Below are 21,074 nucleotides of genomic sequence, written 5' to 3'. Positions count from 1 at the left end.
AGAAGATGATGAAGGCAGCAGTTCTCAACCACCTCGACGGTACCTTTCAGATCGAGGAGATCGATATCGACGAACCGCGCGGCCGCGAAGTGCTGGTGGAGGTCAAGGCATCAGGCCTCTGTCACTCCGACCTGCATTTCGCCGAGCAGGATTTCGGCGTACCGCTTCCAGCAGTGCTTGGTCACGAGCTTGCCGGTATCGTCGTTGCAATCGGCCCTGAAGTCAGGGAATTTTCCGTCGGTGACCATGTGGTGGGGTCGCTCATCCAGTTTTGCGGGCATTGCCCGGCGTGCATCGGCGGGCGTACCTATCAGTGCTTCCATCCCGAGGAAACGCTGAGAGGGGATCATGATCACGACCATCCCCATCGACTGACACGCAGCGGGGCCGGCGTATCCCAGGTTTTTGGCACCGGGGCTTTTGCCGAACGCGCGCTCGTTCACGAGAACCAGCTGGCGACCGTCCCCAAGGAGATGCCTTTCGCGCAGGCTTCCCTGCTGGGCTGCGGAACGATCACCGGCGCAGGTGCCGCGATCAACACCGCTTCGGTCCGTCCCGGCGAGACGGTTGCCGTGATCGGCATCGGCGGTGTCGGCCTCAATGTCATTTCCGGCGCCAAACTGGCAGGGGCAGCGAGAATCATCGCGGTCGATCGTCAGCCACAGAAGGAAGAGTTGGCCCGCAAGTTCGGTGCCACAGACTTCATCGATGCATCGAAGGTGGATTCAGTTGCCAAAATACGTGAGCTGACCGGTGGTGGCGTCGATCATGCCTTTGAGGTGGTTGGTCTCAAGGCAACCTCGGAGCAGGCGATCCAGATGGCACGCAAGGGTGGTGGCGCCTATCTGATCGGCGTCCATTCGCCTACATCGACGATCGACCTGAATGTGACGATCGACCTGTTGACCCGGCAGGTCGACGTGCGCGGGGTCTACATGGGATCGACAAATATCAAGAATGACATCCCTCTCTATGCAAGTCTCTATCTTCAAGGAAAACTGAACCTGGACGACCTCATCTCCAAGGAAATCAGCCTCGAGGAAATCAACGAGGCCTATACCGAACTGAAGGGCGGCTCGATCGCACGCAGCGTCATCACTACCTTCTGAATCTGGAAGGGCGGTAGCCCGAACCCGCGTGCGACCGCCCTTCTCCACGCTCAACTACCGGCTTCAGGAAACCACGACAGGATCTGCCGGAATTGAAGGGAGCTTTCGCAGGCCGACCAGAGTAATGATCGGCCTGTATATTAAAAGCGTGCCGATTGGCAGGAAGGCATCCGCAACGGCGTATCGTTTGGATCTCTCAAACCCATTGGTGGCCTTATTACATATTCGGATAGTTCGGGCCACCGCCACCCTCAGGCGCCACCCAGTTGATGTTTTCGGCCGGGTCTTTGATATCGCAAGTTTTGCAATGAAGGCAATTCTGCGCGTTGATCACAAAGCGCGGCGTTCCGGCCTCGCGATCGGTGATCTCATAGACTCCTGCTGGACAATAGCGTTGTGCCGGCTCGTCATAGAGCGGCAGATTCCATGCGATCGGGGCCTCGGAATCGGCAAGCCTCAGATGAACCGGCTGATCCTCCTCATGATTGGTGTTCGAGACGAAGACCGAGGAAAGCCTGTCGAAACTGATGACACCGTCCGGCGCGGGATAACTTATCGGCCGGCTCTGCGATTTGCGAAGCAATGTTCGGTCAGAATGGTGACCCAAAGTATAGGGCAGCCCGATGCCCAGCGTGCGCATCCACATCTCAGCACCGGCCAGAACAGTCCCAAGCACCGCGCCGAAGCGCGCGATGAGGGGCTGCACGTTGCGCACCATGCGCAATTCGTTCGCCAGCCAGCTACTGCCCACGGCTGTATCGTAGGTTCTGAGCGTATCGCCGCCACGACCGGCGCCCAAAGCCCCCAGGACTGCATCCGCAGCCAACATCGCCGATTTCATCGCAGTATGCGTGCCCTTGATGCGCGGCACATTCACGAAGCCGGCTGCGCAGCCGATCAGTGCACCGCCGGGAAAAACCAGCTTGGGGATGCTTTGCCATCCTCCTTCATTAATGACCCGAGCGCCATAGGACACCCGCTTGCCGCCCTCGAGGAAGGCTCGAATCTGCGGATGTTGCTTCCAGCGCTGGAATTCGCCGAAGGGCGAGAGGTTCGGGTTACGATAGCCCAACCCCACAACGAAGCCTAAAGCGACCTGTCCGTCGGCCTGATGATAAAGAAAACCCCCGCCATAGGCATCCTTGAGAGGCCATCCCTGTGTATGGATCACAAGGCCCGGCCGATGCTTTTCTGGCGCGATATCCCACAGTTCCTTCAGTCCAAGGCCATAAACCTGGGGGGCACAGTCCGCGTCGAGTGAGAAGTGAGCGATGACCTGCTTCGTGAGATGCCCGCGCGCGCCTTCCGCAAAGAGCGTATAGCGCGCGTGAAGCTCCATGCCCGGCTGGTAGTCGGGCTTCAGTTTCCCATCACGTCCGACCCCCATGTCTCCGGTTGCCACGCCGCAAACCGCGCCATGCTCATCGTAAAGCACCTCGGCAGCAGCAAAGCCCGGAAAGATCTCGACACCCAGTTCCTCGGCCTCGCTCGCAAGCCAGCGACACAGATTGCCGAGCGATCCGGTATAGGTTCCCTTGTTGTGCATCCAGCCTGGCGTCAGCCAGTGAGGCACGGAGAACTTGCCCTTCCCGGTCAGGAACCAGTGCTGATTGTCCCTGACAGGTACAGCAGCTAGCGGACATTCCCGTTCCCGCCAGTCAGGTATCAGTTCGTCGAGTGATCGGGGATCGATCACTGCCCCAGAAAGAATATGTGCGCCGATCTCGCTGCCTTTTTCGAGCACACAGACACTGATATCCGGATTGCCTTGCTTGAGCCGGATCGCAGCGGACAGCCCGGCAGGGCCGCCCCCCACGATCACGACATCATAGTCCATGGCCTCGCGCTCGCTCATTGGCTCCTCCCCCCGTTCACAACTTGGCCGTGAGTTCCGGAACGGCCTCGAACAGGTCGGCCACCAGACCAATGTCAGCGATCTGGAAGATCGGCGCGTCCTCGTCCTTGTTGATAGCGATGATGGTCTTGCTGTCCTTCATACCAGCCAGATGCTGGATCGCGCCGGAGATGCCGACGGCGATATAAACTTCTGGCGCAACGATCTTGCCCGTCTGGCCGACCTGATAATCATTGGGCACATAGCCTGCATCGACCGCCGCACGACTGGCGCCCACGCCTGCACCAAGCTTGTCTGCCAGCGGCATGATAATCGCCTCGAAGCCGGCTGCATCCTTGAGCGCCCGCCCGCCCGAGACGACGATCTTGGCGCTGGTAAGTTCAGGACGTTCGCTTTTGGCGATCTCCGCGCCCACGAAGCTTGAAAGACCGGCATCCCCATGCCCGGTCACGCTATCGACCGCAGCCGAACCGCCTGTGGCGGCCGCCTTGGCAAAGGCGGTGGTGCGGACAGTCGCCACCAGTCTGGCATCGCGGCTTTCAACTGTTGCGATGACGTTGCCCGCATAAATCGGGCGGGTGAACGTCCTGGGCCCCTCAATCGAGAGGATTTCCGAGACCTGCATGACATCAAGAAGCGCAGCAACGCGCGGCGCGATATTCTTGCCCGCCGTGGTGGCTGAAGCAATGAACGCATCAAAATCGCCCATCAAGCCGACGACCAGCGGGGCGATATTCTCGGCCAGACCATGGCCGTATGCAGCGTCGTCAGCCAGCAGAACGCGCGTGACGCCCGCAATCCGCGCAGCAGCCTGCGCCGCTTCGTCGCAGCCCTGACCTGCCACCAGCGCCACAACATCACCCAATTGTGCCGCAGCGGTCACCGCGGACAGGGTGGCATCCTTCACAGACTTGTTATCGTGTTCGACCCAGACCAGACTCGTCATCTCAGGCTACTCCCATGTCCTTGAGTTTGGCCACCAGCGCATCGACATCGGCAACCTTGATGCCGGCACTGCGCATCGGCGGCTCCGCCACTTTCAGCGTGGCGAGGCGCGGCGTGACATCCACGTCGAGATCGGCGGGCGTCTTCGTCACAAGCGGCTTGGATTTGGCCTTCATGATATTGGGCAGGCTGGCATAGCGAGGCTCATTCAGGCGCAGATCAGCCGTAATGATCGCGGGCAGAGCAAGACGCAGGGTCTCGAGTCCGCCGTCGATCTCGCGCGTAACCAAGACATGCTCGCCATCCACGTTAACAACAGAAGCGAAGGTACCTTGAGGACGCCCCATGAGGGCAGCAAGCATCTGCCCCGTCTGATTGCTATCGTCATCGATCGCCTGCTTGCCCAAGATAACCAAGGCAGGCTTCTCATCATCGGCGATGCTCTTGAGTATCTTGGCGACACCCAGCGGTTCAACAGCTTCGTCGGTTTGAATATGGATTGCACGGTCCGCGCCCATAGCCAACGCCGTGCGAAGCGTTTCAACAGATTTCGCCGGCCCAACCGAGACGACAACCACTTCGCTTGCCACGCCCTTTTCCTTCAGGCGGACAGCTTCCTCGACGGAGATTTCGTCGAATGGGTTGATGCTCATCTTTACGTTGGCGAGATCGACGGCAGAGCCGTCGGGCTTGATACGCGGCTTGGCGTTGTAATCGATCACCCTTTTAACGGGCACGAGAATCTTCATGATTGGCATCCTTGCTGAATGGTCGTACCATTATGCAGGGCGAAGGCGGTGTCAAGACGGCGCGGTCTGGCCATTGCTCCTTTTTACGCAAGCGCTATAGCAGTGACAGTTCCGTTCCAGAGTTGCAGGTCATGCCCAGCGCCAAAGAGAAGCCTAATTTCGCCCCGATCAAGACCCAGCGCGCCTTCGAAGCGATCTGCGAACAGATTCGCGGCCAGTTGGCGAACGGCACGCTCAAGACCGGAGACAAGCTGCCAGCCGAGCGCGAGCTGGCGATTGAGTTCCAAGTCAGCCGCAGTGCTCTGCGCGAGGCGTTGCGCAGCCTTGAGGTGGCGGGCATCATCCGCAACACCAAGGGAGTGAAAGGCGGCTCCTTCATTCAGGCAGCCGAGCCCGACCGCATCGTCCAGGCCATGCAAGACTATGTACATCTGGGCAATGTTACCCTTGATGAACTGACCGAAGCTCGCCTGGCTACGCTCGATATCATCGTACGCCTTGCATGCGAAAGAGCTAGCGAGAGCGATCTCGCGGAACTGGAAGCCATTGCCGCCAGAACGAAGCAAGTGACCGGGGTCGAGGCGCGCTATGAATGCGCGGCGCAGTTTTACGAGGCGCTGGCCCGGGCAACGAAAAACCGTATCTACGGCATTTTCGTCAATTCGCTCGCTTCGATCCTGCATGAGTTCGTTCAGGGTCCCGATTACGAGACCTTGCAGGAAACTCTGATTGATTCGCGGCTGCGGCTTATCCGCCATCTGCGCAAACGCGACGCCGAAGCAGCTGCCCAGGAAATGCGTAAGCATCTTGAGCGACTTCATCGCCATGTCCGCAAGACTTTGAAAGTCCGGGGCGCCCAGGTCGCCTGACCCAGCCCAGCATTCTTTTCATCTCCCACACATTGACGCGCCAAGCGCGATTGACCCTCTGTCGACATCATGCGATAGGTAGGACCATTATACTTTTATAACGGAGAGCCTATGTCCTATCCTGGCGCAGATCCCACGCGCGATGCCCTGGCAGGCGTCCGCGTGCTTGATTTCACAAGCGTGATGGCGGGACCCTTTGCCTCCCGCATGATGGCCGACCTGGGAGCTGACGTCATCAAGATCGAAGCACTCGAGGGAGATCAGGTCCGCGCACGCCCGCCTGTCCGCGATGGCAAGAGCGCCTATTTCGGACATCTGAACGCGGGCAAGCGCTCCCTGGCCTGCAATCTCAAGGCTCCTGCGATCCGGGATCTCATCTACCGTATGATCGCAAACTTCGACGTGGTGATCGAAAACTTTCGTCCAGGCGTCATGGCTCGTTTCGGGCTCGATTACGCCACGCTGGCCAAGATCAACCCCCGGCTAATATACTGCTCGATTTCGGGTTATGGGCAGAATGGTCCCAAGGCTCATCACCCAGCCTATGCTCCTGTAATTCATGCTGCCAGCGGCTTCGACATGGTCAACCTACATTATCAGGACGACACGACCCGTCCGGCCGCCAGCGGCATTTTCATTGCCGACGTGCTCGGAGGCACCCATGCCTTCGGAGCGATCCAGACAGCGCTTTATCAGCGCGAGCGCATCGGCCAGGGTCAGTTCATCGACGTTTCGATGCTGGAGGCGATGGTCGGCATGCTGGTCTATGAAACCCAGGCCGCGCAGTTTCCCGGCGATGCACGCCGCCCGCTCTATACACCGTTGCGCACCACCGATGGCTTCATCATGGTCGCCCCCACCAGCCCCCGCAATTTCGAGCAACTGACCGAGGCCGTCGGCCACCCCGAATGGCAGCAAGATCCACGTTTCATCAGCGTCTCGGACCGCAACGCCAATTGGGCCACGCTGTTGGGGCTGGTCGAGGAATGGACCTGCCTCCTTTCAGGCACGCAAGCCGAGGCGACACTGGCGGCACACGGCGTTCCTTGTGCACTTTACCGGGGAATGGAAGATGTTCTAGCAGACCCGCAACTGGCCGCGCGTGACGCCTTTGCCGACATCGACGATGGTGCCGGTCCCTATAAGGTTACCAATCCGCCGTTCCGCATGAGCGCCTCGCGCACCTGCGCCCGCAATCAGGTGCCGGCACTCGGAGCCGACGGCAGCACGGTTTTTGAAGAGGAACTTGGCTTGACCGGGGACGAACTGGCCGCTCTGCGCGCTGCAGGAAACCTACTCTGACAGGGAAGGCCGGGGCGATCACGCCCCGGCCCGAACCTTATCGCAGCAATTCGCGCGCGATCGTGTTGCGCTGAATTTCCGAGGAGCCCTCGTAGATACGGGTGATACGGATATCGCGATAAAGCCGCTCGATAGCGAAGCCCTTGCAATAGCCCGAACCACCGAAAATCTGCAGGGCAGTGTCCACGGTACGGCTGCCGGCCTCGGTTGCGAAGAGTTTGGCCATGGAGGCGAGTTCGCGCTTCTTCTCACCCTGATCATAGCGCCAAGCGGCGTCGAGCAGGATAAGGCGCGCCGCGCGCATGTCGGTCGCCATGGTGGCGATATAGTGACGGATGGCCTGGAAATCCGAAATGACACCGCCAAAGGCCGGACGCACCTTCGACTCGGCAATCGCCAGTTCCAGCGCATATTCGCCCATGCCGACGGCGGTCGCACCGACGTTCATGCGCCCCTCATTGAGGCCTTCCAGCGCATAATGAAAACCGCGACCTTCCTCGCCAATCACAGCATCGACCGGCAACTGGCAATTGTCGAAAGCCAGTTCATAGACGCCGGGTGAAGCCGTTCCCATCAGTTCGATCGTGCCCGTCACGGAAAAGCCCGGCGTATCGGCGGGCATCAGGAAGGCAGTAATGCCACCGCGTGATCCTGCAGATTTGTCGGTATAGGCATAGACGATGACGTACTTCGCCTTCTTACCGTTGGAAATATAGGTCTTGCTGCCGTTGATGAGCCAGCCGTCGGCATTACGCACTGCGGTTGTGCGCATCGATCCGGGATCGGAACCGGAGTTGGGCTCGGTCAGGGCAAAGGCGATCCCGATCTCACCCGTTGCCATGCCGGGCAACAGGCGAGCTTTCTGCTCTTCGCTGCCGTGGTGGATGATGTTCTTGGCCGCCGGCCCCATCAACGGCCGCAACTCAGTCCAGAACTGGGGAGGAAGACGGGCCAGCTCGATCTGCACAACCGCCTGCGCGAGGGCACCGAGTCCGAGACCGCCATATTCCTCAGGCAGGGCCATGGCGAAGTAACCGTTGTCGACAAGCGTCTTGCGGACGATCGGGTCGATCTCGCCGGTTTCATGGAAGGCGCGCTCATGCGCCAGCAGGCCGTTGACGACCTGTTTCGTGACTTCGCGGAATTCGGCGATTTCGTCGGGCAGTTCAAAATCCATGAGGTCTCTCCTGTGGAAACGATCGCGGCGCAACGGCGCTCAATCCAAAATGGTCCTACCATTTAGCAAAAGGTCTGTCCATTTGAAAATCAGCATTGGCGCAGACTGCCCTTTTGGGTACAAGGGAGTCATGGCCGCCGATCCTTTCGAACTCAATTTGCGTCATCTGCGAGCGTTGCTGGCGATTGCTGAAAAGGGCAGCATCACTGCGGCTGCTGAAAGCGTGAGCCTCTCCCAACCCGCATTGACGCAGGGCCTCGCCAAGCTGGAACGACAGTTTGGTTATTCAATGTTTGAGAGGCGAGCCGGGGGATGGTGCCTACGCCGATGGGCGTCATCGTCATCGAACGCACGCGGGCAGCGCTCGACCATCTATCCAATGCCGCGAAGGGCCTTTCGGCCGTCTTTCAATTTCCCGAGCGCTTGATGACTATGACCCAGTTGCGCGCTTTTCTCGCACTAGCCGAAGCTGGTGGATTTTCCGCTGCCGCCCATACAAGTGGCATGTCCCAGACCGCAGTGCATCGTGCAGTCAGCGATCTGGAGCATATGATTGGCGGGCAACTGGTTGAACGACGCGGGCGAGTCATATGGCTCAATGCGGCGGGCAAGCGCCTTGCGCGGGGTGCCCGCCTAGCCGCAACTGAAATTACCGCAGCTGTCGCCGACATGGGATTTGATAGCGGTGGAGAGCAGATCGCATTCGGTGCCCTCCCGCTATCTCGCCCCTATCTCGTGCCCACGGCCATGGGGAGCATGACTCGTACTCATCCCCGCGCAGCCTTCAAGGTGCTCGAGGGTAGTTGGAAGGAAATGGTTGAGCCGCTGCGCGACGGCGAGATCGACATGATTGTCGGTGCTCTTCGTCCGTTCGATATCGCCGACCTTTATCAAATGCCGCTCTACGAAGATCGGTTGGTTGTTGCTGCCGGAAGCAAACATCCGCTTGCTGGAGTGGAACAGCCGACTCTGGAGCAACTGGCCGCTTATCGCTGGATCGTGCCACCTACCAATTCCCCCTTGCGCGAGCAATGGGAACGGGTTTTCAATGGCACAACCACGCCGGAAACGCCAATCGAATGCGGTTCGGTGATGATCATCAGCCGGTTGCTGCCGGAGGGCGATTTCCTGACCTTGCTCTCACCCGATCAGGTTGCCTTACAGATCCGCAGCGGCCTTCTCACGCAGATTGGCGCGCCCCTAGACCGTAGCCGCCGCATGATGGGTATCACCACGCGGCGTAGCTGGCGGCCAACGGCCACACAGCGCCATTTCCTCAATTGCCTCGAGCAGGCCGCAGCAGTCATGCGGCTGGAGTTTCCCCAGCCTGAGGAGCGCAACTCAGGCTGGGTCTAGGGCGTCTGTCAGTCCAGATTGATCCAGACCGCCTTGGTCTCCAGATATTCCTCGATGTGATGCGGGCCGGATTCGCGCCCGAAGCCGCTAAGCTTATAGCCGCCGAAGGGCACGCCGGGATCGAGCATCTGGTAGCAATTGATCCAGACGGAACCCGCCTGAATACCACGCGCCATGCGATGAGCGGTGGAAAGGTTGCGCGTCCACACCCCGCTACCAAGCCCAAAAGGCGTGGCATTGGCGCGTTTCAACACCTCCTCCTCAGTATCGAAGGCAAAGGCGCTGAGCACCGGACCGAAGATTTCCTCGCGTGCTATGGTCATCTCGTCAGTCACGCCGGTGAAGATCGTCGGCTCGATAAAGAAGCCATCCTCCAGCCCCGCGCCCGCCATACGCGCACCGCCTACCAGCGCTTGCGCACCTTCCTGCCCGGCACCTTGCATGAAGCCCAGAATCTTGTCCATTTGCGTCGCGGAAACGACAGGCCCGATCTGGGTCGCCGGGTCCAGCGGATCGCCCACGCGGATAGTCCGGGTAAAATCAGCAAGTCGAGCCATGAATTCATCATGGATCTCGCGCTGGACGAAGAGTCGCGTTCCCGCACTGCAAATCTGTCCGCTATTGGCGAAAACGGCCATGGCGGCAGCAGGCACAGCCTTGTCCAAATCGGCATCGGCAAAGACGATGTTGGGCGACTTGCCGCCCAGTTCCACGCTCACCCGCTTCATGGTCGAGGCGGCGGCATGCAGGATCTTCTCACCCACCCCGGTCGAACCGGTAAAGGCGATCTTATCAATCCCCGGATGCGAGGATAGTGCCGCCCCGGCATCACCCAGCCCGGTCAGGATGTTGATCACACCAGCAGGCACGCCAGCTTCCAGGCACAATTCGCCAAAGCGCAACGCCGAAAGCGGCGTCTGCTCGGCAGGTTTCATAACCAGCGTGCAGCCGCTGGCCAGAACCGGCCCGGCCTTCCACACGGACATGCCGATGGGGCCGTTCCACGGGTTGATCGCGGCTACCACGCCGATTGGCTCCTTGAGCGTGTGCGACAAGACATCGCCCGCCGCCGAATTGGGCAGCGTGTCCCCGGAGAGCAGGGTCGCCTGCCCGGCATAATAGCGCAACAGTCCGCCAGCGCGGGCCTTGCCGAGAACCGTGCGCGAAAGCGGGGCGCCGAGGTCGAGCGTGTCGAGCAGTGCCAACTCCTCGTAATGCTCCTCGACCAGGTCGGCGAGACGGAGCATGATACGCTGACGCTCTGCGGGCTTCATACGCCGCCAGGGCCCCTCAAATGCCGCACGTGCGGCAGCGACGGCGCGGTCGACATCCTCGGCTCCAGCCTGGGCAACCTGGGCAAGAAGCTCTCCGGTCGCCGGATTGCGGGTTTCGAAGCGCTTGGCAAAAAGGGCTGGAACACGCTTTCCGTCAATCAGCATATCCTGTTCCACACGATCGAGCATCGCGGGGCGGTTGCGAACCAATGTGGTCTCCATGCAGGTCTCTCCAGATATCTTTGATTGGGGGTTACGCGGCAATGTTGGACCGTGCAGTATCCTCAAGGATAAAGGCTGCTGCACGCTGGGCAATCATCATGGTTGGGGCGCTGGTGTTACCGCTGATGATCTCGGGCATCACCGAAGCATCGACGACGCGCAGCCCCGATACACCGCGAACACGAAGGCGGTCGTCAACCACCGCCATCGGATCACTGTCCGGCCCCATCTTGCAGGTTCCAGTCGGGTGATAGGCGGTGTTCACGATCTTACGCAGCTCAGCTTCAATCTGGGCATCGCTCTGGGCATGGGCACCAGGCTCGATTTCCGCACCGGTCATCGGGGCGAGCGCGGGCTGGGCAAAAATGCGCCGTGCCTCGCGAAACCCGGCGATCAAGGTGCGCATATCATAGGGGTCGGCAAAGAAGTTGGGGTCGATCACCGCCTTGTCCTCAGGCCGGTTGCTAGCCAAACGCACCGAGCCCTCGCTCTTGGGACGCAACAGTTGGATCAAAGCCATATAGCCGTGGTTTGAGGGGATGACGCGAGCGTTGGCCTTTAAGCCGACTAGGAACGTGATCTGGATATCCGGCCGCCCGGAGCCGTCGGTGCAGAGAAAACCGCCGCACTCCGCAACATTGCTCGCCAGCATCCCTTTTCGGTTCAGAAGGAAGCGGAAGGGACTGAGCAAGATGCGGCCATAGGTTCGCGGCGAGAGCGCATAGGATTCGGCCGAAGGGTTTTCCATCGCGAGATGGACCGTCGGATGATCCTGCAGATGCGCGCCTACGCCGGGCAGATCGTGCAGTACCTCGATGCCCTTTTCGCGCAAATGCGCCGCTGGACCGATCCCCGAGAGCATCAGCAACTGCGGCGAATTGATCGCGCCGCCGCACAACACCACCTCACGCCGCGCCTCAAGGGTTCGACGCTGTCCCGCCTCCTCGATCTCGATGCCGCTGGCCCGCCCGCGATCGAAGAGGATGCGGCGCGCCAGGGTGTCAGACAGCACCGTCAGATTGGGGCGTTTGAGCACCGGATGAAGAAAGGCACGTGCGCTCGACAGCCGCGTACCTCGGCGCTGGTTGAGGTCATAGGTCCCGAAACCGGCCTGTTTCTCTCCCGCAAAATCCTGGTTATGGGCGTGTCCGGCCTGCTGCGCGGCCTCAATGATGGCGTGAGTGATCGGGTTGAAGGAGCGCGGTTGCTGCACATCCAGTTCGCCACCCTTTCCGTGCCATGGCTTGTTGGGGCCCTCATAATTCTCGATTGAAGTGAAAGCGGGCAGCACATCGCTGTAGCCCCAGCCCTTGTTACCTGCCTTGACCCAGCCCTCGTAATCCTCGCGCTGGCCACGGATATAGACACCCCCGTTTATCGCGCTGCAGCCGCCCATTAGCTTGCCGCGCGGAAAGTTGATGCTGCGTCCGCCGATTTGCGCATTCCCGGAAAGCGTATGCTTCCAGTTGTAGCGCGCGTGCGGGATAAGGAAGATGTTACCCACCGGCATGATCGTCTTGATGTTGACCGGCCATTGGCGGTCCGATGGTCCAGCCTCAATCAGCGCGACGCGCATTGCGGGATCGGCGGAGAGGCGATTGGCCATCAGGCTTCCGGCTGAACCTGAACCGATGACGATATAGTCGAATGCGTCGTTCACCTTCAGAAATCCTCGGTTCTGCCCCGGGCCAGCCGGGGGATATGGCCGCGAACGGCCAGAAAACTTGTCATATTGATGAGCATAAGCAGGCTGAGCATGCCGAAAAATCCGCCTCTCCCGGCAACCAACCATGATCCGGCCAGAGCGCTGACCAAGGCTCCGATGCGTCCGGCGGCTCCCATCAGGCCCATCCCTCGCGCACGCAGCGGCAGGGGAAAAGCATGAGCTCCTAATGCGAACATTGCCGATTGGGCTGCACTCCCCGTCAATCCCAATACCGCGAGTCCAATCATAATCGGAAGACCATGTCCTGCCGGGTCTATCGGCGCAAAGGCCAGTATGGCGCATACTAGGACCGCAAGCCCGGCAAGTGCCGGCAGCGTAACCCGTGACCCCAGCCCCATGATCACCAGCGCCGCCATGAGTGCGCCGGTGGTGCCCCCGATGTTGTACCAGGTAAGGCCGAGGCTTGTATCTCTCAGCGTAAATCCTTGGCCGGCCAACATTGTCGGCGCCCAATTGAACATCAGATAGACCAGGAACATTCCGGAAAACATCGCGGTCGAAAGGCCCAGCGTGTCGCGAGCGAGGTCTCCCGTTATCAGATCAGTCATCGGAGGTTTGGAAAGGGCGCGCAGCACCTTTGGTGGTGGATCATCTCCCAACCGCTGCATCAAGCAATCAAGCTCTGACCGGCGTAAAGGATGTCTGACGAGGAATCCAGGTGACTCAGGCAAGACGCGGATCAGCGAGACAACGATCACAATCGTTACGAGCCCGCTTACCCAGAAAAGCCAGCGCCAACCTAGGGCGGGCAGGATCAAGGCTGCAGCAGTACTTCCAAGGATTCCGCCGATCGAAACACAAACCACCCCAAAGGTCACGGCCAAACTCCGCCAGCGGGCTGTCGTGAATTCTGCGATCATGGCTGCCGCTGTTCCCGGTACACCTCCCAAGCCGACTCCAGCCAACGCTTTGAGCAGCGCGAGTTGCCAGACTGATCCGGCAAATCCTGTCGCGAGAGTAGCGCTCCCGAACACTGCGACACCCAGGAGAATTGCTGCGCGTCGACCGAACGAATCCCCAATGTGGCCGGCGGCCAGCGTGCCGAAGGCCATGCCGACAAAGCCGAGGGCAAAGATGCCGCCCAACACGCTTCGCTCCAGCCCCCATTCCCGAAGAAGAGCTGGTGCAGCCAGTCCGAGCATTTGATTGTCGAGCCCATCGAGCACGACAGTTATGGCGACCAGCAACACCACGCCAACGCGATAGAGGCCGGTCTTGCCCGGGTCGCCAACCGCCATCTGCATTTTACCTGAGGCCAAAACCATCTCCTCTCCGACAGGGCGGTTCTCTATGCCGCCGCTTGCCCGAATGGTTACGCCGCCCTGGTCGGGAGCGGCGCAAGATCAGATATCCAGAACCATGCGTGGAGACTTCACCCCCGAACAGCAAACCATGATCGAGGTGTTTGCAGCCTTGTCCTCGTCGCTCAGAAAGTGGTCGCGGTGGTCAGCGATGCCCTCGAGGATCTTGACCTCGCATGTTCCGCAGACCCCCTCGCCGCAGGCGAAACCGATATCCACGCCGGCTGCGAGCAGCGCATCGAGCATCGTCTCGCCTTCCGCGACCTCGACTGTCTTGCCGCTCCGGGCCAGTTCCAGCGTATAGCCGCCTTCGGTCGCGACCTCCGTTTCGGCGCTGAAGTATTCAATGTGAACATGGTCCTTCGGCTTGCCGGCGTTCACCGCAACAAAGGCATCGAGCATGCCGGTCGGGCCGCAGCAATAGAGATGCGCCCCCTCAGGTGCCGCATCGCTGATCGCCTTGAGATCGAGACGCTGGCCGCCGGGCACGCCGTCGAAAGCAACGGTAACACCATCATAGCCCTCAAGATGCTGCACATAAGCGGCGCGCTCGGGCGTGGCAGCAACGTAATGCAGTTCCCAGCTGCGCTTGAGGCGACTGAGCCGCGCGATCATCGGCAGCATGGGCGTCACACCAATACCCCCGGCGATCAACACCGTATGAACCGCATCCTCGACCATCGGGAAATTGTTCTTGGGCGCTGAAATCTCGACGATGTCACCCGCACGCCAGCGCTCATGAATATGTCGCGACCCTCCGCGACTGGTCGGCGAGAGATGGACCGCGATTTCATAATGGCCGCGCACCGCCGGATCGTTGACCAGCGAATAGCTACGCGTAAGACCAGGAGCCAGGTGAACATCGATATGTGCACCCGGATCAAAAGGCAGCATCAGGCCGCCACCCAGCGGCTCCAGAATGAACGACAGAATATCTTCGGCTTCCCAGCGGATCGCCTTCAGTCTTACTTGCATCACACTCTCCCTGCGGTGCGATGCCTGTCTTGACCAAACCCGCTCACCATGGATCGGCAGCGTATCTGGTCAGAATGCGTTTCGTCACCCGATCAGTTCATTTTGTTAAAGCCGGCGCATGGATCGCGCCGGCTCCTATTCGATTATTCGGCGGCCTCGATCTTATCGGGCCAACGAACCGCCTTCGTCAGGGCCACATCATAGGCCTGTTGCAGGGTATCGTCCGGATTATGCAGGAACGACCCAGCTCGGGCACGGTAAAAGATCGAGGGATCTTCCACGCCCGGCGGCACGGTCCCTTTGGTGGCCAGCGCCCGGGCCGCCAAGAGCACGCGGCGGCGCACGCGGGCGATCATCTGGTCGGTGGGGGCCAGATTCTCGAAATTGTGATCGGTGATCGCACCCATACTTTCGGTCACCGCCTGGTCCTGCATTGTAATATTGGGGATGCCGGTGAACTGCGTGCCGTTGCGCTGGCTGTCGCGGTCGATGGCCCAATCATTGGCCTCGCTGTCGGTCGAGCGCCAGCGGCCATACCAGTCGGTGGTGTTGGGGGCATAGCTGATCTTGTCGAACAGCGGCGTACCGTCCTTCAGCGTAGAGGTATAGGCCGGATTGCCCGCATCCACCCCGCAGGTGATGTCAAACAGCATCGAATGCTCGTCATCCATCGGCACCCAGGCGCGGGCGATGGCGCGGGTGGCAAAGCGGTTGTTGGGGGTCTGCGTCCAGAAGGGGAACATGTAATGGGCCACGCGCCATGACTTCTGCCCGTCATCATTGGGGCGGTGGGCGCCATACATCACGCCCCAGTCGGACTGGGCGACCTCATACTCGGGCGCACGGTCCAAAACGGTGGGGCGCATCGGGTGGTCCTCGTCCAGATCATCCGCCTCGATCGAGCCGACATGGAGGAAGCCGACATGGCTGGTGTCAATGTCGCCTTCCAGCGCCTGGAGCCAGTTGCAGTCGCGTTGCAGGCACCAAATCTCGGCCTGGGGGTGCATGGCCGCCTCGATCTCGGGGAACGGGGGCGGATTGGCCTGATCCTGCCCCATATAGACCCAGATCAGCCCGTTGGCCTCATGCGTCTTGTAGGCCTTGGCGTGCACCTTTTCCTTGAAGTCCAGCCGCGCCGGCACCGAAGGCATGTCCACACATTTGCCGTCAACGTCAAACTTCCAACCGTGATACACACAGCGGATGCCGTTTTCCTCGTTGCGGCCAATGAACAGCGAGGCGCAGCGGTGCGGGCAGCGGTGGTCCATAATGCCCACCCTGCCCGAGCTATCGCGAAAGGCGATGAGCTTTTCGCACAGGATCATCAGGCGCACCGGATCGCCATCGACCGTCACTTCCGACGATAGGCAAGCTGGTATCCAGTACTGGCGCATAAACTCGCCCATGACCGTGCCGGGCCCCACCCGGGTCAGATCGATACTGTCATTAGACTGCATTGTCAGGCTCTTCCTCATGTTGGTGGCGAGTCCGGCAGGGCAACTCCAGTTAGGAGCGCTGGCCGGCCCGGCTGTGACCTTGTGTCGACGTCAATAATACCGTGCTCTCCTCCGCCCCAATCGGAATAAGGTCTTACCATTCAAAATTCGGGACGATGTGCTTGAAGCCATCGCTACTTTGCTGCTTTTGTCCGACGCGAAGCGACAGTCAGGTTGCGAGATGATATGGAGAGAGTTTTCGGATGTCAGGCAAAATGTCCTGTTTTATGGGGCAAGGTTCCCCATCCGAAGCGCGGCTAAGGGCCTGCTGCACCAACTGCCTACGCCCAGTTTGCGTCCCGCCTCAGTCGATCATTTTCACCCGCAACGACATAACCGCAACGCTGCAATGCGATAAGGCGCGAGCTCAAAAAACGGCAAGAAATGCGGAAATCGGGCCTTCACCTGCCTTGATTTCAAATTCGCATGTTTCGGCTGATGGTCCACTGCAAGCTCTTCGATCGGCAGCCTGTCCGCCCTGCTGTGCCCCGACATTTCCCCGAAAGAGGCAACTTGCCTCTCATCATCAAGAGAGCCACTTATGACCGAAAGTTTTACCCTACCCGCGAACGGCAGCTTCTCATTCGAGGGGCGTCAAGCGCTCGTCACCGGCGGTGGTCGTGGCGTGGGCGAAGCCATCGCCCGGGAAATACATGCCGGCGGCGGCAAGGTCGCCGTCAGCGATGTCGACCTTGAGGCCGCGCAGGCGGTTGCCCGTTCCCTTGATTCGTCCGGCTCCACTGCCATGGCCGTCGCGCTGGACGTCCGCAGCAAGGACGATTTCCTGGCCGCACGAGACAGGCTTGTCAATGCTTGGAGCCGGGTAGATATTGTCGTAAACAATGCAGGCTACGCCAAGCGCACCCCAACGCAAGACATCAGTCCAGAAGAATTTGACGAGATAGTTCAAATTAACATGCGCAGTGTGTTCCTGAGCTGCCAGATCTTTTCCGAGCATATGCGCGAGCACGGCTATGGCCGCATCGTCAACATCACATCGCTGGCCGGGCAGAACGGCGGGACGGTTGCATCGCCCCATTATGCCGCGTCCAAGGCAGGCGCAATCATGCTCACAAAATACTTCGCGCGCTATCTGGCCGGTTCCGGCGTCACAGTGAACGCCATTGCTCCCGGACCGATCGATACAGCCAAGACGCGCCTCAGCGGCGATCAGATCGCCCGTGTAGAAGGCGAAGTGCCGATCGGTCGATTCATGGAAGTCGGCGAAATCGCGGCGGCCGCTGCTTTGCTGGCCTCTGACCGTGGCGGATTTTTCGTCGGTGCCACACTGGACATGAACGGCGGCCTTTACCTTCGCTGACCGCAATCTTGGCCAATCGCATTCACCATTCAAACGCCACGGAAAGGCCATTCCGTTTTTTTTATGGGGTTATGAGAATGCGATTGGCTGGCAGACAGCACCGGATATATTCTGGAAAGGAATACAGACCAGAGCACAACGGGAGCACAAGCGTCCCGCGCCGCTATATATTGGGAGAGCTACATGTTCATTCGCAACACATGGTATGTCGCGGCTTTCGCCGATGAAGTCGCTCCGGGCAAAGCGCTGGGACGGAAATTCCTGAACGAAGCGGTCGTCCTTTTCCGTACTGAGGACGGCGAAATCGCGGCGCTGGAGGATCGTTGCAGCCACCGGGCCATGCCTCTCAGCGCCGGTCATGTCGACGGCAACATCATCCGCTGCTGCTACCACGGTGTGGAATTCAACGGGAAAGGCACTTGCACCCGTATCCCCAACCAGCAGCGTATCCCGCCTGCCGCCAATGTCCGCCATTATCCGGTGGTCGAGAAGGATCACCTGATCTGGATCTGGATGGGCGAAGCCGCTTTGGCCGATCCGTCGACTATTATCGACAATCCCGAGCATGATGACCCACGCTGGACCTGGAAGCCTTACAATTTTCATGTCAAGGCCAACTGGCAACTCATCATCGACAACATCATGGACCTGACGCACGTGCCGTACATCCATGCACGCACCATCGGCGGCAATCCGGAACAGCATTATGGGGCCGACACTAAGGTGGAGTTCGATGGTCGAAAAGTGACCCTGCTGCGCAAAATGCCCAATTCAATTCCTCCCAAGTCCTACATTGACGCAGGCGGTTTTAAGGGGCGCGTTGACCGCTGGCAGGAAGTTCGTTTCGATCCAACGCATGGCATGACGTGCCGTGTGAACGCAGGCGGGTGCGATGCTGGCACCGGCGCTTACGAAGGCAAACGCGATCACGGTTTCATGCTCGCAAACAACCACTTCATCACGCCTGAAACCGACACGACCAGTCATTACCTCTGGACGATCTGCACCACGGCTCCGCGTGACAGCGGCGTTCCCGAAGTGCTGTTCTCTCAGTTCTTCGACACGATTACCGAGGATGAGGAAACGCTGGATGCCCAGCAGAAGCGAATCGATGATGATCCGCTGCGTGCTTTCGTGGGTATCGCCAGCGACGGTGCGGTCAACCAGACGCGTCGCCTGCTCGGCGCGCTTCACGAACAAGAAACCGGCGAGCGCATCTCGGCTTAAAAATCGAAGCACCTTGAACATCGTGAGCCCCGGCATGGGCACTTCATCCTCTCTCCCATAGTTCATGCCGTGCTCAATGGTGAAGCGGGTTGGAGACCAGGCTCCAGCCCGCTTCATTTTCTTTTATGTATAATCAATTTAAATAAATGCTCGAAGCGATACGGCGCATGCTGATGGGGCATTAGACACGGTCAGGCGATGTCACTTCATTTGCCACCAGCCAATTCACCTTTATTGTTATGGTACATCATTATCCAGACGCAGCTCAGTACGAAGAGCGCTATCGCAGTCGCGTGATTAGCAATCTGCAGCGGCGCGCAAAGGCCTTTGGCATTGCGCTGAAGGAATTGCCGGATGAGCAAGAGATGACTGTTTCTTAGGAAGCTACGCAGTTCTTTGCGAGCCAAAAATCGTGAGGTTTGCCTTCGTGGATGAGCACAGCGATCACTGGCCTGTCGAAGGGCTGTGTCCAGTTTTGCAGGTTTCCACTCGTGGCTCTAGGGCTTGGGCACTGCGCCTCACCTTCCAGCTCGACCGCACCGATCTTTCGGCTGTGCTAGGCGCATGATCGGCTCAAACCGATGCCGAAATCGGCGATGCCTCCGATAAGATACACCACGCCATCGGGCACGATCCCGCATGTGCACCATCGATATCCATGAGACATGGTGCGTGTTACCTGACTTTGCCATTTATCCGCTTGGTTTTGCTCAGACTTGCAAAACTTGGACGAACTCACATGTTAGCTGAGCGATAACCGAGCCCGCCGCGTCCATGGAATTGAGCCATGATATCAAAATTGCTTCTAGCCAACGCCTGTTCGTTGGCAATGATTCCCGGCGCTTATGCTCAGCAGGTAGATCTGAAGGCGTTCACCCCTGCTGGCGATGTTCAGCAACCTTTTTCACTCCTAGTAACAGGGGCGTACCCTAGGGAAAACCAGCTTAGGCCCGATGCCTTTGATGGCTTGCTCAACGAGTTCGTCGCATTTGAAACCGAGAAATCCCGGGCCCAGTCGGACACCACAGTTCATCGCGGTAAAACGATGGCCAAGGGCACTAAGCCTGCCTCCGTCTCCTCAACTTTCGATGCTGCTCGTCTGCGCGATGGATGCGACTACCCACGCTATGCCCCGAGCCCTCGACTTCCCGCAGCGGCCGAGCAGCGCCGCGCCATCTGGTATCCGGCCATGGCAGAAGCGGCTTGCGAGGCTGGCTTGCCCGTTCACCTGTTCGACGCCCTCATCATTCAGGAAAGCCGGTACAACCCGGTCGCTGTCAGCCCAAAGGGTGCCACGGGCCTCGCGCAACTCATGCCTGCCAGCGCCCGTATCCTTGGCGTGCGCAACATTCTGGACCCGCGCGAGAACATGCACGGTGGCGCGCGCTACCTTCGCGCTTTGCTCGATGAATTCGGCCGTTTTGATCTGGCGCTGGCCGCCTACAATGCTGGTGCAGGGCGCGTGCGGGCAACTGGCCGGGTGCCACGCATCACTGAGACGATCCATTACGTCTCAAGCATTCTGGTGACGATGCAAAGGCAGCTTTCCGCGCCCACGCCACTCAGGGAATAGCCCTGGCGCCCCTCATTTCATTGCGGCTGTGGCGACCCGAAGGGAATGCAGCCGTTTGCCTTTGCTTTGCAGGCCGAGGGCATTTCAGAGCGTTGTGGAACTGAAGAATTTATCCCGCCTTTGGCGGATTTGTGCCTGGTTGGTGACGAGCGTTTCGGCAAGCCAGGTTGTTAACTCTTCCTGCGCCTTATCGGTCAAAGGTTCCATCGGAAAATCCGCACGGGTGTCAACCTTCTTGAAGACCGGTGCCAGCATCCCGATCAGGATTCCCAACATCGGATCGTCATAGGCACTCCAGTCACCGATCACTTCGATGGCAATAACGGCTCGTGCCGCGTTAAGCCCAAGAATGTCGAAAAGCAGCCGGAGATCGACGACCCGTAGTGGCTTCTGCCCTGCGATGATACGGCCAAGCTGACGTCGGCTCATCCGTGCCAGTGATGCGATTTCCGCTAATGATCGACTATCTCGCTCAATCCATTCACTAAGCAAGGCGCGATAGCTTTCAGAAAACGGGGCATCCCATTCGGAGGCCGCGCCATCTTGGGATACTAAAGTATAGTCAGTGGTTGGAGTGATGGGCTCAGTCATAATACT

The 21,074-nt window shown here is 59.5% G+C and carries 18 protein-coding genes; 8 read left to right on the top strand and 10 right to left on the bottom strand.

Annotated elements, in window-relative coordinates:
• The first annotated feature begins 5 nt into the window (after window positions 1-5).
• Window positions 6-1,109 carry a Zn-dependent alcohol dehydrogenase gene (locus tag R9J51_RS06235; RefSeq protein WP_432787897.1) on the top strand — a complete coding sequence of 368 codons (1,104 nt, stop codon included), beginning with the start codon at window positions 6-8 and terminating at the stop codon, window positions 1,107-1,109.
• Window positions 1,110-1,326: 217 nt separating this feature from the next.
• Here R9J51_RS06235 and R9J51_RS06230 read toward each other — a convergent pair whose 3' ends face one another.
• From R9J51_RS06230 to R9J51_RS06220, 3 genes are read right to left on the bottom strand one after another with little or no spacing between them, the layout of a single operon-like run.
• Window positions 1,327-2,964: an electron transfer flavoprotein-ubiquinone oxidoreductase gene (locus tag R9J51_RS06230; RefSeq protein ID WP_179506131.1), complete on the bottom strand. Its 1,638-nt coding sequence runs from the start codon at window positions 2,962-2,964 to the stop codon at window positions 1,327-1,329.
• A gap of 16 nt (window positions 2,965-2,980) precedes the next feature.
• Window positions 2,981-3,910: an FAD-binding protein gene (locus tag R9J51_RS06225; protein ID WP_179506130.1), complete on the bottom strand. Its 930-nt coding sequence runs from the start codon at window positions 3,908-3,910 to the stop codon at window positions 2,981-2,983.
• A 1-nt stretch (window position 3,911) separates the two neighbouring features.
• Window positions 3,912-4,658 carry an electron transfer flavoprotein subunit beta/FixA family protein gene (locus tag R9J51_RS06220; protein ID WP_179506129.1) on the bottom strand — a complete coding sequence of 249 codons (747 nt, stop codon included), beginning with the start codon at window positions 4,656-4,658 and terminating at the stop codon, window positions 3,912-3,914.
• A gap of 2 nt (window positions 4,659-4,660) precedes the next feature.
• On the opposite strand from R9J51_RS06220, the gene R9J51_RS06215 reads away from it, so the two are divergent.
• Both R9J51_RS06215 and R9J51_RS06210 read left to right on the top strand, forming a co-directional pair.
• Window positions 4,661-5,527 carry a FadR/GntR family transcriptional regulator gene (locus R9J51_RS06215; protein WP_432787896.1) on the top strand — a complete coding sequence of 289 codons (867 nt, stop codon included), beginning with the start codon at window positions 4,661-4,663 and terminating at the stop codon, window positions 5,525-5,527.
• A gap of 111 nt (window positions 5,528-5,638) precedes the next feature.
• Entirely contained in the window at window positions 5,639-6,829 is a 1,191-nt protein-coding gene (locus R9J51_RS06210) for a CoA transferase (RefSeq protein ID WP_179506128.1), read from the top strand.
• A gap of 37 nt (window positions 6,830-6,866) precedes the next feature.
• Here the strand turns inward: R9J51_RS06210 and R9J51_RS06205 are convergent, their stop codons facing one another.
• Window positions 6,867-8,006, bottom strand: a complete 1,140-nt coding sequence (locus tag R9J51_RS06205; RefSeq protein WP_179506127.1) for an acyl-CoA dehydrogenase family protein — start codon at window positions 8,004-8,006, stop codon at window positions 6,867-6,869.
• Between R9J51_RS06205 and R9J51_RS06200 the strand changes: the two genes are divergently transcribed.
• Complete coding sequence (locus tag R9J51_RS06200) at window positions 8,005-8,433, top strand: helix-turn-helix domain-containing protein (protein ID WP_432787895.1); 429 nt, start codon at window positions 8,005-8,007, stop codon at window positions 8,431-8,433. The two genes, R9J51_RS06205 and R9J51_RS06200, sit on opposite strands and share 2 nt — an antisense overlap.
• Entirely contained in the window at window positions 8,334-9,362 is a 1,029-nt protein-coding gene (locus tag R9J51_RS06195) for a LysR family transcriptional regulator (protein ID WP_432787894.1), read from the top strand. The genes R9J51_RS06200 and R9J51_RS06195 overlap by 100 nt, the downstream gene beginning before the upstream one ends.
• An 8-nt stretch (window positions 9,363-9,370) precedes the next feature.
• Here R9J51_RS06195 and R9J51_RS06190 read toward each other — a convergent pair whose 3' ends face one another.
• The 5 genes from R9J51_RS06190 to R9J51_RS06170 all read right to left on the bottom strand — a co-directional run bounded on the left by R9J51_RS06190 (window position 9,371) and on the right by R9J51_RS06170 (window position 16,317).
• Window positions 9,371-10,858 carry an aldehyde dehydrogenase family protein gene (locus R9J51_RS06190; protein WP_179506125.1) on the bottom strand — a complete coding sequence of 496 codons (1,488 nt, stop codon included), beginning with the start codon at window positions 10,856-10,858 and terminating at the stop codon, window positions 9,371-9,373.
• Window positions 10,859-10,889: 31 nt separating this feature from the next.
• Entirely contained in the window at window positions 10,890-12,518 is a 1,629-nt protein-coding gene (locus R9J51_RS06185) for a GMC family oxidoreductase N-terminal domain-containing protein (protein ID WP_179504179.1), read from the bottom strand.
• A gap of 2 nt (window positions 12,519-12,520) precedes the next feature.
• Entirely contained in the window at window positions 12,521-13,822 is a 1,302-nt protein-coding gene (locus R9J51_RS06180; RefSeq protein WP_179506124.1) for an MFS transporter, read from the bottom strand.
• A gap of 105 nt (window positions 13,823-13,927) precedes the next feature.
• The gene (locus tag R9J51_RS06175; RefSeq protein WP_179506123.1) at window positions 13,928-14,860 is read right to left on the bottom strand and encodes a PDR/VanB family oxidoreductase; all 933 of its coding nucleotides are present in this window, start codon (window positions 14,858-14,860) and stop codon (window positions 13,928-13,930) included.
• Window positions 14,861-15,003: 143 nt separating this feature from the next.
• On the bottom strand, window positions 15,004-16,317 hold the full coding sequence (locus R9J51_RS06170; protein ID WP_432787893.1) for a Rieske 2Fe-2S domain-containing protein: 1,314 nt from the start codon (window positions 16,315-16,317) through the stop codon (window positions 15,004-15,006).
• 580 nt (window positions 16,318-16,897) lie between these two features.
• Here R9J51_RS06170 and R9J51_RS06165 point away from each other — a divergent pair.
• From R9J51_RS06165 to R9J51_RS06155, 3 genes are all read left to right on the top strand, one after another.
• Complete coding sequence (locus R9J51_RS06165; RefSeq protein WP_179506122.1) at window positions 16,898-17,677, top strand: SDR family oxidoreductase; 780 nt, start codon at window positions 16,898-16,900, stop codon at window positions 17,675-17,677.
• A 183-nt stretch (window positions 17,678-17,860) separates the two neighbouring features.
• A complete protein-coding gene (locus tag R9J51_RS06160) occupies window positions 17,861-18,904 on the top strand; it encodes an aromatic ring-hydroxylating dioxygenase subunit alpha (protein ID WP_179506121.1) in 1,044 nt (347 codons plus the stop codon).
• 787 nt (window positions 18,905-19,691) lie between these two features.
• Complete coding sequence (locus tag R9J51_RS06155) at window positions 19,692-20,477, top strand: lytic transglycosylase domain-containing protein (protein ID WP_432787892.1); 786 nt, start codon at window positions 19,692-19,694, stop codon at window positions 20,475-20,477.
• 84 nt (window positions 20,478-20,561) lie between these two features.
• Here R9J51_RS06155 and R9J51_RS06150 read toward each other — a convergent pair whose 3' ends face one another.
• Window positions 20,562-21,068 carry a hypothetical protein gene (locus tag R9J51_RS06150; RefSeq protein ID WP_432787891.1) on the bottom strand — a complete coding sequence of 169 codons (507 nt, stop codon included), beginning with the start codon at window positions 21,066-21,068 and terminating at the stop codon, window positions 20,562-20,564.
• Between the last annotated feature and the right edge of the window lie 6 nt (window positions 21,069-21,074).

The organism is Novosphingobium rhizosphaerae, from assembly GCF_050920675.1.
GTDB classification, from domain to species: Bacteria; Pseudomonadota; Alphaproteobacteria; order Sphingomonadales; family Sphingomonadaceae; genus Novosphingobium; species Novosphingobium rhizosphaerae.
This window is presented reverse-complemented; position numbering and strand designations above follow the sequence as displayed.